The sequence below is a fragment of the Gimesia fumaroli genome, from assembly GCF_007754425.1.
In the GTDB taxonomy this organism is placed as follows: domain Bacteria; phylum Planctomycetota; class Planctomycetia; order Planctomycetales; family Planctomycetaceae; genus Gimesia; species Gimesia fumaroli.
On the sequence record NZ_CP037452.1, the window covers coordinates 3836936 to 3854883 of the forward strand.

A 17948-nucleotide genomic window follows, 5' to 3' on the forward strand; every position below is an offset into this window, starting at 1 on the left:
ACGTGAAACCGAGACCGTGATCGATTCCCCTGGCGTGCTCAAGATCATCTTTTCTCTCATGCAGCGCGCATTATCTGTCTGGTAATGCACGAAGTGCTTTTAAGGGGTATCGGTCTTCTCCCACTTATAATAGCGCAATTTGATACAATCTCCGGTTTTAGGGGTTGCAGCCCTGTTTCTTTGGGGGGAGAGCGAAAAAAGATGCAATCAGACTAAAGTGCCATGTGGTGAGGCAGACACAGTCAGTCTGAGATGAGGAAAGGCAGGTAGTTTTGGAAGAATCGTAGAGTTGTTTCTAATTTTTGACCACGCGAACCGCACAACACTTATACGAGGGTTGGCTGGAATACGGATCGAAGACGGCGTCGGTCAGTCGGTTCGTTTCTTCATAGTGCATCGGAATGAACAGCTGCTTGGGTTGGACCGACTGTGTTACAAACGCTCGTGCTTTGAGGCGGCCCCGTTGCGATTCCACAAAAATCACTTCGTTGGGTTTGATGGAATAATGTGTTGCGTCCTGTGGATTCATTTCGACGTAGATCTGGTTGGGATAGAGTTTGCGCAGGACGTCGGAATTCTTTGTTCTGGTTTGTGTATGCCATTGAGAGGCCGTTCCCCGCCCTGTGAGTAAGATAAACGGATATTGCTCGTTCGGCGGCTCCGGCATTTTAGTGGGTTCCGAAAACATGAATCTGGCCCGTCCATTGGAGTGAAAGAACTGGCCATCAGAAAATAATCGTCGCTGTTGTTCGGGCGGCTTCGCTTCCGTTTCGGCAAGCGGCCATTGAATGCCCCCCTGCTCCTCAATTTCTGCGTAATCTTCAATTCCGGAAAAATCACAGGGCTGATCAGCCGAGAGCTGTTTCATGAATTGAAATACATCTTCCGGCGATTTCCATTCTGAAAAGAGATCCGCACAACCCCAGTATTGTGCGATCAATTTAAAGATCGAAAAGTCAGACAATGCCTGGCCGGGCGCACGGGTCACCCGTTTGACCCGACCGATCCGACGTTCGGCATTAATGAAGGTCCCCTCTTTTTCTCCCCACCCCGCAGCGGGCAGGATTAGGTCGGCGTGCCGCGCCGTTTCTGTGTTATGGTACATATCCTGAACCACCAGAAAGTCCAGTCGGTCCAGAATATCGCGAATCTGTCCCTGGTTGATCCAAGAGTGCGCGGGATTCGTGCAGATAACCCAGAGCCCTTTAATTTTTCCCGCCAGAATGCCTTCGATAATTTTGTGATAAGGCAGACTGTTTTCCGCAGGAATCTGATCCACAGGGATCGATAGAATATCAGCGACCTTGTTGCGATGTTCTTCATTCAGGAAGTCGTGCCCACCTAACAGATTGGTGGTGTTGCTGAATAAACGGGACCCCATCGCGTTACACTGGCCGGTGATTGAATTGGGGCCTGTGCCTGGTTTCCCGATGTTTCCTGTCATCAGCGCCAGATTGATGAGCGACTGAGCCGTGCGAACACCCTGATAACTTTGATTGACGCCCATCGTCCACCAGAAGGAAACGCGTTTTCCGGAGTGGATCAATTCCGCAAATTGTTCGATGGTTTCCTGAGTGAGCCCCGTCTCGGTAACAACCCGTTCAATCGGATATGCTTTGACGTGGGCTGTGAACGCTTCAAAATCGTCCGTGTGTGCCTGAATATATTCCTCGTTGATCCAGCCGCGTTCGATAAGAATATTCGCAATCCCATAAAAGAGCGGCAGGTCGGATTTGGGAGCAATTTGTAAATGTAGCGTGGACTGCATCGCTGTTTCGGTACGGCGTGGATCAACAACGATGATTTTCGGAGAGTGGGGATTGCGCATCACACGTTCCCACATAATCGGGTGTGCGATACACGGATTGGCACCAACGAAAACAAGAACGTCTGACTCTTCCAGATCCTGATATGTGAAGGGAGGCGAATCGAAGCCAAACGATTGCTTATAGGCAGTCACTGCAGAGGCCATGCACTGCCGCGTGTTGCCATCGCCGTGAACCATGCCCATACCGAATTTGGCAAGTGCTCCCAGAAACGCCATTTCCTCGGTGACCATCTGGCCGGTACTCAGGAAAGCGACCGAATCGGCCCCGTGTTGTTCCTGGATTGCTTTGAACTTTCTCGAGAAGAGACTCAGAGCGGTATCCCAGTCGACCGGTTCCCAATGACTGGGCGACTTTTTGACTAAGGGGCTCACTGCCCGATCAGGAGATTTGAGAACCGATAAGGCTTCCCAGCCTTTGGGGCACGCCATTCCCAGATTCACAGGGTATTCTGTGGTCGGTGTAATGCAGACGCCTTCCCCATCTTTCAAATGGACATTCAGGTTACAGCCGGTTCCACAAAATCCGCAGACCATTTGTGTTGTTGCATCGGGGAGATTTTTTTCAGGGACCTTACCAAGACCAAACCCGCCGGGAGAGAGCAGTAGCTCGCGGGTCAGGTGTCCCTCTTTTTGATGGATCAGCGAAGTCAATTTTGATCGATCGATGATTGACATGAAATCGATTCCAGTATGGCAAAGGAGTTTTATCGTAATACACCGGGCATGCGGGGAGCGGCTACCGCGGAGAAATAAAGGTATCGTTCTAAGAATTCGCCAATTAAGCAGGCAATAAATAAAATGCAGACAATAATACACAGAGTGATATTGGGAAGCGGCTCTGTCTGATGATTCAACAGGAAGGCCGGCATCAGAATGCCGCCCAGAATACCGCAGGCAAAACGGGCGAGAGTGACGTTCGACAATTCACCACTCATGAGTAAAGCAGAACGTTTGAGTGGCGAATTCTGGAGACGCAGCAGATAACGGAATATGGACGCTTCAAAACCGAGCTTAATCAGCGTGGTAATGATTAAGGCCTTGGAGAGAAGCGGTCCTGCTTCTGCCATGAGTCGATTTGACTCGGGAGAGTTGTTCTTCATGTCTAAAATAAACAGGGTTAACCAGGTCGATGCAATTCCTAACAGGATGGCTGTCAGTGAAAACTTAATCGCCGTCGATTCAAAGCTCCAGAATTCGCGTTTGGTAAAGACATAGATCATGACCGAACAGAAAATGCCAACGACGCCGACTGCCTCCGCCGTATGTCCTGTCAGAGGCTGCCATGATTTCAATTCCGGAAACGATGATGCGGAGACCCAGGTCAAAGCGGCATCTACCATTGCCAGAGTTGCGAAGGCACCGAAGGCGAGGATTTCTCTGCTCAACCAGGAATGTTTCAATCCCAGGATGCCACGAAATGCATACTGGGGGCGGCCCAGATGTAGTGTGCTGGCCCCCAATGCGACTAAGCCAAAGAACAGGGCACTTGTCGCTTGAATTCGAGTCATCACGGCTGTGGTTTCACCGTTGAGATAATATTCCAGCGCCGAGCCGGTAAGAAACGCACCGACCGAAAGCTGGGTCAGCACCAGCATAATCACCAACGGCAGGTGGGCATGCTGCGGGCTGGCAGAATAGTAATCGGCGGGCAAGACATTACGGGGAAACGGATTTTTCGATTTATAAGTCGTCGTTGGAAATGTGTGTTGTGGATCAGGAGCCGCCGGCAGAAAGGAATTGATTTCTGAATCAGCAATGACCTGTTCTCGATTGACGATTTCAATGGAAATCGCCTGATGTGGACAGGCCTGCACACACGCGGGCGCTTCGCCGTCGGACAAGCGTTGGCTGCACATATCGCATTTACGAACAATGCCTTTATGACTTTGATATTTGGGAACATCATACGGGCAAGCCAAGGTGCAATACTGACAACCAAAACATTGATCGTCGAGATGCTTTACAATTCCCGTTTGCGGGTCTTTTTCATAAGCATTCACCGGACACGCATGCATACAGGCGGGTTCCAGACAATGATGACAGGCGGTGGTGACATGCTGATAAATGGGTTCCTGACTCGATCCCCCAATCAGTAAGCCGACATCGCGCCATGTCTCATGTTCGTCCAGTCCATTCAGTGAATGGCAGGCCGTGACACAGGCTTTACAGCCGGAACAGCGATCTAGATCGACTTCAAACGCATATTGCTCGCCTGTTTCTGGCTTCGCGGAGGGAATCAGATCGGCGTAATAGCGTGACTGGGCTGGACTGGTTTGAGATTCATAGTGTCTTGCAAATTGATCAACGGCTGTTAAAGACTGCTGTTCCTGCAGCAGCTGTGCAATCAGATTTAGTTCTGTCCCACAGGAAGCATTTCCTTGTGGATGTATCGCAGCTTCATCCAGATTAAATGAAAGGTTCTGATTGTTTCCCTCAGCGTTGAAATTCATGTCTGTTTATTTAGGCTTTCGGTTTTTGTGAAATTGCTCGCTGTGAATCATTTCATGTGGGACGCCGTTTTCTAACAGGCTGATTTCAAAGTCCTGATTGAATCGTCGGGGGCCACACAGGAAGAAGCGAGACATCTGCACCTGGGGGATTTTTGACAAAACGAAATCAGAATTGAGATAACCACAGTAACCGAGCCAGTGTGGCGCGGGTTGGGAAAGCGTCAGGAAATAATGAAAGTCGGGCATTTCCGTAATGAGCGACCTGGTTTCTTCATCAAAGATAATATCGTTGTGAGTTCTGGCCCCATAAAATAAGTAACAGGGATTATTGATTTCTGCTTCTTTCAAGTAACGCACCATGCTGATCATGGGAGTGATCCCAATTCCCGCACATAACAGCACGAGTGGTTCGGTATGTTCTTGCGGATCAAAATAGAATTTCCCAAGTGGACCTTTGAGAAGAATATTGCTGCCAGGCCCGATATGGTCAAAAAAATAATTGCCTACCTGTCCCAATGGATTCCGTTTGATGGTGAGATCAATTCGCTCCGGGTGTCGAGGCGACGAACTGATTGAAAAACTCCGCCAGACCTCAGCTCCATTAATGTTGAGACAGACTTTCACAAACATACCTGGCTTGTGAGGGGCAAGTTGCCCCTTCAAATTATCCAGCCGAAAGGTGCGCACCTCATCTGTTTCCTGAATGACTTCGATTACGGGAAGTGAAACCAGTTGTTCGTTTTGCTTTTTGAAATCTTGTTGTTGTGAATCGATCATTTTTTTACCTGTGCTTAGTGAGCGCCAGCACATTCTACCTGACTCAATAATTCATCGAGTACTTTTTCTTCGGGAAGTTCCAGATACACATTTTCCTGTTCGTCTACTTTAACTTGAAACACATTGACTGAATACTGTTCTTCGCCACCCAGGCAGGCACCGTTTTCCAGAGAAAACGTTTTTTTGTGCAGCGGGCAGGCGACTTTAGGGATTCCCTGCTGATCGCCGATGATTCCCCGTGACAGTACCATGGCTTTTTTATGGGGGCACATCTGCTGGCAGGCATACCATTCGCCGCGACTGGTAAAGTTGAAGACAGCGATTTGAGAATTTCCATATTTCACGGTCGAACCATTATCGGCAGGAAAGTCGCTGACGGTTCCGACACGAATCCATTCCCGGGGCTCCGTGTTTAATTCATCTTTGGATGATTCTAATGGCTTGAGGTCATCAACGGGGATAAAGTCAGGTGCCCAGTCGACAGGACGGTGTTGACCCCGTTGCGGGATCAGTTCAATTGAAGGCTGATGCTCGTCGGTATTGACGAATTGTTCAAACAGTCGCCGTTTCTCAGGATTGTCGACGACTTCTTTCCATTCACAATGATACGTGTCGACTAGCGATTGCATCATGGATTCCAGCTCGTCACAGATTCCCAGCTTATCTTCAATCACGACCTCTTTCAGATACTCAATGCCACCTTCCAGTTTATCCAGCCAGGTTGCAGTGCGGGTTAACTTATCAGCGGTCTGGATATAATACATCAGAAAGCGATCCAGGTATTCAATACAGGTTTCTTCATCCAGGTCAGAAGCAAACAGGTCGGCGTGCCGGGGCTTTGAGCCGCCATTTCCGCAAATATACAGGTTGTAGCCATTTTCGGTGGCGATGAGTCCGAAGTCTTTACTTTGTGCTTCCGCACATTCACGCACACATCCCGAGACGCCCCCTTTAATTTTATGGGGAGCACGAATACCACGATAACGTTCTTCCAGTCGAATTGCGAAACCAACCGAATCTCCGACCCCGTAGCGGCACCAGGTCGTACCTACACAACTTTTAACCGTGCGCAGTGCCTTACCGTAAGCGTGGCCGCTCTCAAAGCCGGCATTGATCAGTTTTTCCCAGATTCCGGGGAGATCGTGCACTTCCGCACCGAATAAGTCGACACGTTGGCCACCGGTGATTTTGGTGTAGAGTCCGTATTCCTTCGCGACTTCTCCCAGGACGATCAGTTTTTCGGGCGTGATTTCACCACCCGGGACTCGGGGGACAACCGAGTAGAGACCGCCGCGTTGTACGTTCGCCAGAAAACGATCGTTTGTGTCCTGCAGATTGGCATGCTCCACAATGTGATCGTTCCAGAGGCTGGCAAGGATCGAGGCGACAGTGGGTTTACAGACCTCGCAGCCGGAGCCCGAACCGCAGTCATCAATCACAGCGGCAAAAGTTTTCAGCTGTTTGATTTTGATGATATCGAATAATTCTGTTCTCGAATATTCGAAGTGTTCACAGAGGTGATTGTTAACGGTAATACCAGAGGCCGCCATTTCTGCTTTAAACACATCGGTGACCAGAGGCAGACAGCCCCCACAGCCTGCCCCGGCTTTGGTGCAGGCTTTCACCTGATCGACCGAGGTTAAGCTTCCGTCTTGAATCGCAGAACAGATTTGTCCTTTGGTGACATTATTACAGGAACAGATCTGTGCTTCGTCGGGCATATCAGCGGCACTACCACCCGGAATGCCGCCTCCTGCACCGACCACAAGTTCGTGAGGGCTACAAGGTAATACGTCTTCTGATTTTGCCAGCATAGAGAGGCTACCGTAATCAGAAGCGTCTCCAATTAGTATGCCACCCAGTAACTGGGTTCCCTCTGTATTAAACACGAGTTTTTTATAGACGCCTTTGAAGGGATCTTCGAAGGTCAGGCTTTTGGAATGGGCCGGATCAGCTTCGTAGTCACCAAAACTGGCCACGTCGACGCCCATTAATTTTAATTTTGTAGAGAGATCGCTGCCCGTGAATTGCGTTTCCCCACTCTGGCACAAATGCGTCGCTGCGACTTCGGCCATTTGATAGCCGGGTGCAACCAGTCCATAGACCATACCGGAGTGCAGAGCGACTTCGCCGACTGCGTAGATGTCGGGATCGGAAGTCTGCAGATGATCATTCACCAGAATGCCGCCCCGCTCACCGACTTCCAGATCGCATTCCCGCGCCAGTTCATCGCGGGGACGAATCCCGGCCGAGACGATGATCATGTCGAGATCCAGCTCTTCTCCATCCTGGAAACGAATGCCGGTCACTTTGTTTTCGCCGAGAACTTCGTCGGTGGCTTTATTCAGATGGACCTTGACGCCCAGTTCTTCAATTTTTTGAACCAGAATTTTGGAGCCCGCATCGTCAATTTGACGTGGCATGAGTCGCGGGGCGAATTCCAGAACGTGTGTTTCCAGTCCCAGGTCCAGAGCCGCCTTGGCGGCTTCGAGGCCGAGCAGTCCCCCACCAATGACCGCGGCTTTCCTGGAGTGAGACGCGTAATCAATGATTAATTCCAGGTCGTTGATCGTTCGATAAACGAAAACGCCCCGGTTTTTGATTCCGGGGACCGTTGGCACAAATGGATAAGAGCCGGTCGCGATCACGACTTTATCATAAGGGATCTCGACTCCCTTTTGAGAGCGAATTATTTTGTTTTCGCGATCAATGCTGACTGCACGGTCGGCCAGATGCAGGTCGATGTTGTTTTCCGCGTACCATTCCTTGCGTGCCAGCATCAGCTTTTCGGCATCGTTATGGGCAAAAAACTGTGTTAAGCCGACCCGGTCATACGCGGCCCGGGGTTCTTCGCAAAACGTGACAATTTTATATTCCTGTGACTGGTCTTTCTCGATGAGTTGCTCACAAAACCGCAAGCCGACCATGCCGTTACCAATTACAACTACACTTTGTTTTTGTTCAGAATTTCGCTGAATCACTGAGAGTCCACCTTTAAATCAGAGCACTTTTTTATTTTAAACGCGGTATCGGTGAGGAACTAATTCCCCATCGATGCTGCCAGTTCTTTCTCTCCCGTTTTGAGGGTGATTGCCGATTCTGTTGCCAGACGAGCCTCTTCTTCGGATTCTTCATTGAACCGAACGAGGAACGTCAGAAACGCACAACTGGTAACGATGGCACCCAGAATAAACAGAGCCGTAGGCCAGTTGATGGCCTGGGTTTTAAACAGGAATCCGGCCGCCACTGCCCCGGCGTTCCCACCCGCACCCACAATCCCGGAAACAGGACCGAGGGCTTTTTTATTGATGAACGGGACAACCGAGTAGGTCGCTCCCTCCGACATTTGTACGAACAGGCTAAAGACGATAAGTGTTGGTAATGCCATGGCCAGAACATCCATTCGTGAAAAGACCATCAGAGCAATCCCTTCACAGAAAATCGCGATGAATAACCATTTGACACGTCCGCTGAGTCCCCATTTTTTGCCGAAGCGGTCACCAAAGGCCCCACCCAGAGTTCGGGCGAAAATATTCATCAACCCGAACATACTGGCAAACAGACCGGCCATTTTGATGGCTTTCGTGGTATCCATATTCTTGAAGTAATCAAAGTAATCCAGAAAATAGAGTGCTGCGACATTGTTGAGCGTGAGTTCGATTCCGAAGCAGGCTCCGTAGATCACAAACAATGCCCAGACACGATGATCTTTGCAGGCACTTAAAAACATGCCTTTCTTTTCTTCTTTTTGTGGCAACTTGCCTGCTGCTCGCAGGTCTTTGAAATTTCCATCCGGGGTGTCCTGCGTCAGGAAGAAATAAGCGACGCCCGTCAAAGCACAGACTAGCCCGGCTAAAAACATGGAGGCTCGCCAGCCAAGAGATTCACTGAAACCGAAAATGCCGATAAACATGGTGAAAATCAGGGGCATGATAATTTGAGTGACACCGCCACCCAGGTTTCCCCAGCCGGCCGTGGTAGCGTTTGCTGTTCCCACACAATTCGGTGCGAACATGACTGAGGTGTGATATTGAGTGATGACAAACGAGGCACCGATGGCACCAATGGCAATTCGGAAGATCAGAAATGTGGTATAATCATGAGCGAATCCAATTCCCATCACGGGGATGGCTCCGAGAACCAAAAGCCAGGTGTAAGCCAGCCGCGGACCAATATGATCACAGAGCCAACCAATAAACAGTCGGGCAATAACTGTGATCGCAACCGAGCCGATAATACACCAGCCGATCTGCTCTTTGGTCAGCAGCATTTCTTCCCGTACGACTTTCATCAACGGGGCGATTCCAAACCAGGCAAAGAAACAGAGAAAGAAGGCGAACCAGGACATATGAAATGCCCGCATCTGAGGCGTCGTAAAATTAAACAGATTGATTCTGGTTGCTTTGTTTGGAATATCCATTTCGTAAAGGCTTTCTTGAGCTGGTTCTCTTTGAGGGGGGCTGTCTCAGTTCCTTCTCTTCTAAAAAGACTGAAATCCATTGCGCGCAATGCGATCACAGTGTTTTGAATCGAAAATAAGAAGAGCCGGTTGGATCAGCCTGGATCTCTTCTACAAGCTGAAGAGGGGAGCGCGGCTCTGATAGCTTGCACAAAAAATGGGTCGATTTTCAGTGGTTTTTAATTGTGAGTGATCTTTGTGTTCATTCTCTATCTTCATGTCTGAATCTCCTGAAAGCGCAGAAGAGATCAGAGTGGCCCACACCTCCAACGATGCATGATCATCAGGGGGTAAATTAGATGAAATACTTGAAAGGCAAAGCATGTGCCAGAAAATAAGACAACTATATTTAGAAAATGGGAATAGAGTCTTTCTGAAAGAAAAACTCTATTATTGGACAGGAAAAGAGGATTTTTACCACTCAAAAAATATTAGGAGAGGCGAATGTCCAGTCTGATTTCTGAGCAGAAACAAAGCTGAATGCTTAGAGAATGGGCAGGTTTTGTGTGCAATGGCGCGCTGAATGACTACTGTAGCAGGCTACGTTCGAGCACGTCTTTTGCTTTATCGAAATATGGCTGCCATTCAATTTCTGGCTTACCGTATTTCAGGCAGTCACGGACCTTCTGCAGTGTATTGAGGGCCATATGCGGACAGCGATTGCAGGCACAGGTTTCACCGGTGGAAGACATGATTCCCGGAACTGGAATAAACGTATGTTGAGGCGCTGACTTGTGCAGCGGGTGGATCATATTTGCTTCGGTGGCAACCAGAAAAGTTCCCGGCTCTTTGATGGACATGACGTATTGTCGCAGCTTTTCCGTACCGCCGATGAAATCAGAGACTTCCAGAATACGATGCGGACATTCGGGGTGTGCTAATACGATCGAACCAGGATTGTTCTTTTTGGCACGCAGAAGATCCTGCACGCTGAAGATCTCGTGGACCATGCAGGAGCCGGGCCAGAGGATCATATTACGCCCTGATACTTCCTGCAGGTAACGTCCCAGGTGCTGATCGGGAACAAACAGAATTTCTTTGTCTTTAGGAACGCGGTCGATAATTTCCCGTGCATTGCCACTGGTCACAATCCAGTCGCAGAGACTTTTGACTTTGGCTGTCGTGTTAATGTAGGCGACGGTTTCGAAATCGCGTCCTTCCGCCCGCAGTTTTTCCTGGAACTGGAGCAGGTCTCCGTATTGACAACTGTCAGCCAGAGAACAGCCGGCATTCAGGTCTGGCAGAAGCACCTTCTTTTCCGGGCTCAGAATCTTGGTTGATTCAGCCATAAAATGTACGCCAGAGAAGACAATTGTCGATGTCTCCACTTTCACGGCGTCCCGGGCCAGTTTCAGGCTGTCACCTGTGAAATCCGCAATTTCCTGGATATCGCCATCAATGTAGAAGTGAGCCAGTAGCGTCGCATCTTTTTCTTTTTTGAGGGCGTCAATTTCGTCCATCAGATCGAGTGGATCTTCATAGACTTCTTCATTGTTATCGATTGTTGGCAATGACATTGGCGCAGGCCCTCAAAAAACGCTGATTCATAACAGAACTTAAAGTACGGACAGGAGATCGCCGTCAAAAGTTCAAGACTTCATTTAACTTATACTGGAGAATTTGAAACTCTTCCGGTACAACTTTAGTACTATTGTTGACGAAAAAAGATCCTCGTCAAGTTGCTATTATTCTATATAATTGTGTGAAGGTTTAGAACTCTATGGCAGATCAATCATTGCGAATCCTGGTTTTTGGCGCTCACCCTGATGATTGTGACATCAAGGCGGGGGGGACAGCTGCCTTATATCAACAAGCCGGGCACACGGTGAAATTTGTCAGTGTCACGAATGGTGAATCGGGCCATCAGCGCCTTTCCGGGCCTGAACTGGCGGACATCCGTCGTGCAGAAGCGGCTGCCGCTGGGAAATCACTGGGAGTTGAATACGAAGTACTCCAAAACCGGGACGGGTATCTGCAGCCTACCATTGAAGCACGATTTGAAATCATTCGGCTGATCCGCACGTTTCAGCCTGATCTGATTTTGACACATCGTCCCAATGATTATCATCCCGATCACCGGTATACCTCACAGCTGGTATGTGATGCAGCTTATATGGTCACGGTGCCTCCCATCGTTCCTGAGGTTCCCGCACTGCGAACGAACCCCGTGATTGCCTATTTGTCCGATCATTTTACGCGCCCCTACCCCTTCTCTCCCACCGTGGTGGCCGATGTTGAACCGGTCTGGGATCGACTGGTGGATGCGCTCGACAGCCATCGTTCCCAGTTTTACGACTGGCTGCCTTATAATCATTTCTATGAAGAGGAAGTGCCAGCCGACGAGTCACAACGTAAAGCCTGGCTCAGCGAAAAAATGAAGGCCCGCATTGCTCCTCTGGCCGACCGCTATCGTGATTTGATTATTCAAACCTACGGTGAAAAACGAGGCAACGAAATTCAATTGATCGAAGCATTTGAGCCTTGTGAATACGGCTCACCATTAACAGAAGAAAACACCAAAACGTTATTTCCATTCCTACCCTGATCATATTTGAAGAGCCACGTGTCTATGCGAAATCGAGTTCAGTTGATCTGTGTTTTGACGATAGTGCTGTGTTGTATCCGCTCACTGGCGGCGGAAGAAACGGCAGCCGAACGCGGTTATCGTATTTTGACATCAAAAGCCTATCTGCCGCCTGATTTTGATCAGGCCGTGTTGGCAGATCTCTGGAAAGTCTGGCCTGCAGAACTGCGCGCCAAAGCAGAACAGGCGTCGCCTGAAGAACGGCGTGAAATGATCTTCTCGTATTATGGGATCATGCATCGGCCTGACTCGGAATCGTCTCCACTGGGATATGTAGTCACTCCAGAGCAGAAATGGGTCATGAACTGTTTCAACTGTCATGGTGGAAAAGTAGCAGGAACTGTGATTCCGGGCGCCCCCAACAGCCATGTTGCTTTGCATACATTGACGGAAGATGTGAGTAAGATTAAGTTACAGCAGTTGAAAAAATTGAGTCATCTGGATCTGGCAGCAGTGGGTATTCCTCTGGGGACGACGCATGGAACCACCAATTCGGTAATCTTTGGCGTAGTTCTTGATTCACTCCGTGATCCCGATATGAATTTTGATCGCACCCGCAAAGTCCCCCAGTTATTGCATCATGACATGGATCCACCGGCGTGGTGGAATGTGAAGCGGAAGCAGAAAATTTATGCCGACGCATTCATGACCAAGAACCACCGCGTCTTAATGCAGTTCATTCTCATTCCCCGCAACAACGCGCAGAAGATCAAGCAGTGGGAAGCCGACTTTGAAGACATTCTGGCGTACATCGAATCATTAGAAGCCCCCCGCTATCGCTGGCCCGTTGATGAATCGCTGGCGCACCGGGGCAAGCTGGTATTCAATGATCATTGTGCACGCTGTCATGGTACCTATGGAGAAAACTCTGACTATCCTGAGAAAACAATCGCAATTGCGGAACTGAAAACAGACCCAGTGCGGTTGAAATCGCTGCCGCCTGCTTATCGAGCCGCCTTGAATCAGAGTTGGCTCTCGCGGTATGGAAAAGATCCGGTCGTCGAAGATCCGGGCGGCTATGTGGCGCCCCCGTTGAACGGCGTCTGGGCGTCTGCTCCCTATTTTCATAATGGGTCGGTGCCGACGTTGTGGCATGTGCTGCATCCGGAAGCACGACCCAAAATCTGGAAGCGTACCGAAAACGGCTACGATAAACAGAAAGTCGGTCTGGAAATTTCAACGTTTCCCAAGTTGCCAGACAACTTATCCATCATGCAAAAGCGAAGCTATTTTGATACTTCGCAGTTTGGCAAAGCAGCGAGTGGCCATGACTACCCCAATGCGCTCGATCCGACTGAGAAACAGGCTGTGCTCGAATATTTGAAAACACTCTGATCCGACGAACTGTGATCGATAAACGCGACTGTTGGATGCTTATTGCAGTCCAAACATGCCCATCGTCGCCAGGAACATCAGATAGAGCAGAGCAATACCAGGAAAATATGCCAGCGATGCCGACTTTCGCTCGAGCGTAATGCCATGACCCTCTGGTGGTTGTTCGTTGGAGACGTAACCGGGAGTCCATTCGTTACCAGCCCGTGTGACGTATCTAGCTCGTGTCTTCCATAAGTACACGCAGACGACGGTAATAAACAGTGCTGCTGCCAGGGTAATCATCGGGTGGACGGCCTGTGTTTCATCGCCAAGTTTGGCCGCATTTTCCGGAAGCTCACTGATCATTTTGGCCATGGTGACGGCGAATGCATTGTTCAGGAAATGGACCAGAATCGGTGCCCAGAAACTCCGGGTGACGTAGTACACAAAGTGCATAAACATGCCTAAGGGAATAACGGCGACGACATGCGCCGGGTGTGCATGCACGAGACCAAACATAATCGACGTGATCAGAATCCCGGGGATCAGTCCCCAGCGCGCCAACAGTCCGCGACCGATCACGCCGCGAAAGATGATCTCTTCACCGATCGCAGGAAAGACGGCGATGACCAGAACCAGTGCCCAGAGAGGACTGTTTTCGGCCATCTGCTTGACCATTTCCATTGTTTGCATCTCGTTGAACTGTTTCAACAAGGGGATCTGCTCTGTGAACGAGCTCCATGCATCGAAGGCGATACGGTAAAATTCCCCCGAAAGCATAGAAAGTGGTAAGACACAAATGAAGAGAAGCAGACCCGTCGAGAGTGCAAAGGGTTGTAAATTGACTTTTGCTAAAACCCCTTTGTTCAGACGGAGTCCAATCGCAGCCATGGCGATGAAGACAAACACCCCCTGCTCGACTCCCGCCATCTCTAAAGGGTGACTTTCGAAAAACTGAGTCAGTTGTTTTTGAATAGTGGCGGCGTTCTGTCCCAGATCGGTCGTCAACATTAAGTAAATGAACGCACCGACAATAAACAGCATGATGCCCGCGAAATGGGCGCCAAAGACTCCAAACATCCAGATTATGGATTCAAACAGACCAGGACCTGGTGGACGACGATTTACAGGCTGCTGTATCGTGTCTTCTGAACGGGCAGCAACTTCGATAGCATCCTGAAATACCTGCTCGATATCAGTCGCAGTATTGTCTGAGTCTGAAGAGGTGTCTGCATTTTCAGAATTGTCGCTATCCAGGAATTCCAGATTCGATAATTCGGATTCCGAGTCTTCAATTCGGATTCCGAGTCTTCGGAAGGTCTGTTTTCAGGAGCTGCCATAGAGAAATTCTGCTTCAGGGTAATTGGTTGGTTGACTGCTTCAGCATGACTAAAACGGCGTAGTCGACGTAAACTGTATCAGCCAAATGGTATAGGGTCCCTGACATTATGAAATAGCACATCAGCCCCTTCCCGTTCAGTCTATGTCTTTATAGTCGCATTTCAGAAGTGCGAATTCGAGTTTTTTTCAGGAAAAATGAGATTCGACGCAAATAACAGGTGATCAGCAGCGAATAAGAGAGTGTAACAATCCCGTCTCCAGAAAACTCGTTGTCGCTTTTACCTCAAAACCGAGTATGATATTAACAGGGCCAAATCAATGAACGAGTCAATAACTACAGATCCCATCTGTTCTGTCGGGCAAGTTTCAGAAATGTTACCAGATCAAGATCTTGAAGCAGATACAGCCGACCCTAATTGCCAGTTGCAATACTGCGCCAACTGTAATTCCACCTTCTTTCAGGAAGCAGGTGTCGAAAACTGTCCCGTGTGTGGCGCCAAAGCCGACGGCGTGGCGATTTCCAATTTAGAGGAAACCATCGTCACTCATGATCTGGCAGACCGACTTCCGCAGCAACTGTCATCGGAGTGCGATCAGGACGATCCGATTTCTGGGACCGACCTGCATGTTTATCAATGCGAATCGATGATCGGCCGTGGCGGAATGGGAATGGTGTATCTGGCAACGCACCGTGATCTGGGAAGGCGTTGTGCTTTGAAAATCCTCATGCCGCGCCTGGCCGAACGAGATCCCGATTATGTCCGACGATTTTTACATGAAGGTCGCGCCGTTGCGACTTTGAGCCATCCCAATATTGTGACAGCACATGCGATCGGGGAAGAACGGGGCTATCGTTTTCTGGAAATGGAACTGATTGCGGGCCGGGCGTTAGGCCGTGTGGTGCGCGAAGATGGACCTTTGAGTGCCCTGCATGCCACGTCGTTGATTGCCCAGGTGGCTTCTGGCCTGGGGACGGCACATGCCAAAGGAATCATTCATCAGGATCTGAAGCTGGAAAATATCCTGTTAACCAGTTCCGGCGTCCCTAAGATCGCCGATTTCGGACTTGCGAAACGGATTTCCGCTGAAGAGAGTGCTTCAGCTCAGCAGTATCTGGCGGGAACTCCCAATTATATGGCTCCCGAGTTATTTCAAGGAAGCCCGGCCACCGCGACCTCCGATGTCTACTCGCTGGGAGTCTGCTTTTTTGTGTTATTAACCGGACAACTTCCCCATCGTGGTGAAAATTTTAATTCACTGATTCAGGCCGTGACATCTCAGCCTGCACCGAGCGTGCGTGATTTATGTCCCAAGATTCCACTGGAAATCTCAGAATGTGTTTCGCTCATGTTAGATAAGAGCCCCGCTAATCGATTTCAAAATGGCTTTATGGCGGCACTCTATCTGAACGCCATTCTGGGACAGGCTCAAAATATTGAGGTCATGCTGCATGAGGCATTTGGCGAGAATCAGAGCGTTTCCTGGATCCGAGATGGTTCGCGGTACATCTTAGAAGTCAGACAGGCTGCGAAACGAAAGCAGACAGTTTTCATCGAGCCCAGCAATCATCAAATGCATGAGCGGCTCCTGCTGATTTACAGCACCTGTTGTGATGCGCAACCCGAATACTATGAAGAAGCACTCAGGTTGAATGCGGAAATATCCCACGGCGGGATTTCCATTCGTGAAGTCAACGGCAAATCCAAGTTTGTGATGGTTGATACGTTCCCCCGCTCGACTGTGGATGCAGAAGACATTCGCAAGAGTGTCATGGCTGTCGCACACCACGCTGATGAAATCGAACATCAGCTCACCGGTCATGACTTACATTAAGCACAACGCATCGGGAAAGCTGAGCTGAGCATCGGCCGTTTATAACAGTTATGCCGCTTATTCTTCTTTACTCGTGCTGACTGGCTGAGTCATCAATCCGCTTTTTGCTTTTCCTCGAACTTCTGTCCGCTTCTGAGAGATACGAAAGGGGCTCATCATTGGCTTGAACCACAGTTTCGGGCTGATTTTGCCGATGAAATCAGTGAGATCATAAATCAAGATCTTGACCGTCCATTCAAACCACTGATATAGTCAATATTGGCCAATCAGCCTCGATTGCGCTGCAGTAAGAGCAGAGAAGTCTGTTCTTGTGTGTATGTTCAGGTTTCGATAACCCGTACATTGGCTGGAATCTGAATTGTCTCAACTCTCTAAGAATTTCTCTTTGATTCGGCAAGCTTTTACAGGAATCTCGATCAGAGAGTCGATATACTGATATTTTCAAAAACAGTACACACTATTGTATCGTCAGAAGCTCTGGGGTATTTCATGCGTTTTTCTTTGCGACAATCTGTTCTGGCAACCCTGTTTTGTGGTTGTCTAGTTCTCACTTCGGTTTGCAATCAGAGCTTTGCTCAACAGCAGACACTGAATCGTGGTTTCACGATTAAAGCCGACATTGCGGCAACTGGTGAAGAACGTGCTGCTCAGAAATCATTGTGGGTGCTGGATGCGACCTTCAAGCCAATGCGTATGGTTCGAATGGATCTGACTGACCCCAAGACGGGTAAAAAAGAGAAAACACTGGTCTGGTACATTGTTTACAAGTGTGTGCTGCGACCGATTGAACGTCCGAGCGATAAAGATGAATTTACTCCGGAAAATGCCGAAGTGCCTCCACCGGGACCTGCGTTATTTGTTCCTGAAATTACCCTGATCACAAACGATAACGGCCAGCAGAAGATCTATCCCAACCAGATTCTGCCTGAGGCCGAAGCGATTATCAACAAGCGGGAGCGACGAGAATTTAAGAACGCGGTCGACATTATCGGCGAATTACCCACCGTCACTCCCGCAGATTCAAAAGAGGAACATGCCATCTATGGTGTTTGTGTCTGGACGGGTGTGGATCCCAGTACCGATTATTTCACACTCTTGTTTTCAGGGCTTTCCAATGGGTACAAAATTGTGGACGGTTCCGATGGCAAGAAGCTCACTCTGCGAAAAGTACTTGTTCAGCAGTATTGGCGGCCCGGCGATGAATTCGGTCAGCAGGAACAGGAATTTCGTCCTAAAGGGAACCCTTATTGGGTTTACCTTCCCGATGACCCGCAAATGGCTGCCAAAATGAAAAAAGAGCTTAAAATCGACGATTCGGCCAAGCCGACGCCCTGATACTCGGTTTTCTTACTGGAAAATAGC

The 17948-nt window shown here is 49.2% G+C and carries 11 protein-coding genes; 4 read left to right on the forward strand and 7 right to left on the reverse strand.

Going from position 1 to position 17948, the window contains the following annotated elements:
• Positions 1-295 precede the first annotated feature (295 nt).
• From Enr17x_RS14750 to nadA, 6 genes are all read right to left on the reverse strand, one after another.
• Positions 296-2503 (reverse strand): molybdopterin oxidoreductase family protein, encoded by a 2208-nt coding sequence (locus tag Enr17x_RS14750; protein ID WP_145309961.1) that lies wholly within the window; start codon positions 2501-2503, stop codon positions 296-298.
• 29 nt (positions 2504-2532) lie between these two features.
• Positions 2533-4278, reverse strand: coding sequence for a DmsC/YnfH family molybdoenzyme membrane anchor subunit (locus tag Enr17x_RS14755; RefSeq protein WP_145309963.1), 1746 nt, complete (start codon positions 4276-4278; stop codon positions 2533-2535).
• 6 nt (positions 4279-4284) lie between these two features.
• Positions 4285-5055 carry a ferredoxin reductase gene (locus tag Enr17x_RS14760; RefSeq protein WP_198001163.1) on the reverse strand — a complete coding sequence of 257 codons (771 nt, stop codon included), beginning with the start codon at positions 5053-5055 and terminating at the stop codon, positions 4285-4287.
• A gap of 14 nt (positions 5056-5069) precedes the next feature.
• Entirely contained in the window at positions 5070-8036 is a 2967-nt protein-coding gene (gene nirB, locus Enr17x_RS14765) for a nitrite reductase large subunit NirB (protein ID WP_145309967.1), read from the reverse strand.
• A 59-nt stretch (positions 8037-8095) separates the two neighbouring features.
• Complete coding sequence (locus tag Enr17x_RS14770; protein WP_145309969.1) at positions 8096-9475, reverse strand: MFS transporter; 1380 nt, start codon at positions 9473-9475, stop codon at positions 8096-8098.
• Between the two features lie 566 nt (positions 9476-10041).
• Positions 10042-11031, reverse strand: coding sequence for a quinolinate synthase NadA (gene nadA / locus Enr17x_RS14775; RefSeq protein WP_145309971.1), 990 nt, complete (start codon positions 11029-11031; stop codon positions 10042-10044).
• A gap of 203 nt (positions 11032-11234) precedes the next feature.
• Between nadA and Enr17x_RS14780 the strand changes: the two genes are divergently transcribed.
• Together Enr17x_RS14780 and Enr17x_RS14785 are read left to right on the forward strand one after the other, a co-directional pair.
• Positions 11235-12059: a PIG-L deacetylase family protein gene (locus Enr17x_RS14780; RefSeq protein WP_145309973.1), complete on the forward strand. Its 825-nt coding sequence runs from the start codon at positions 11235-11237 to the stop codon at positions 12057-12059.
• A 24-nt stretch (positions 12060-12083) separates the two neighbouring features.
• On the forward strand, positions 12084-13433 hold the full coding sequence (locus tag Enr17x_RS14785; RefSeq protein ID WP_232101059.1) for a c-type cytochrome: 1350 nt from the start codon (positions 12084-12086) through the stop codon (positions 13431-13433).
• Positions 13434-13472: 39 nt separating this feature from the next.
• Here the strand turns inward: Enr17x_RS14785 and Enr17x_RS14790 are convergent, their stop codons facing one another.
• The gene (locus Enr17x_RS14790) at positions 13473-14492 is read right to left on the reverse strand and encodes a CPBP family intramembrane glutamic endopeptidase (RefSeq protein ID WP_145309975.1); all 1020 of its coding nucleotides are present in this window, start codon (positions 14490-14492) and stop codon (positions 13473-13475) included.
• A 633-nt stretch (positions 14493-15125) separates the two neighbouring features.
• On the opposite strand from Enr17x_RS14790, the gene Enr17x_RS14795 reads away from it, so the two are divergent.
• Both Enr17x_RS14795 and Enr17x_RS14800 read left to right on the forward strand, forming a co-directional pair.
• On the forward strand, positions 15126-16586 hold the full coding sequence (locus Enr17x_RS14795; protein ID WP_198001164.1) for a serine/threonine protein kinase: 1461 nt from the start codon (positions 15126-15128) through the stop codon (positions 16584-16586).
• Positions 16587-17075: 489 nt separating this feature from the next.
• Positions 17076-17921, forward strand: a complete 846-nt coding sequence (locus Enr17x_RS14800) for a hypothetical protein (RefSeq protein WP_145309978.1) — start codon at positions 17076-17078, stop codon at positions 17919-17921.
• The last annotated feature ends 27 nt before the right edge of the window (positions 17922-17948 follow it).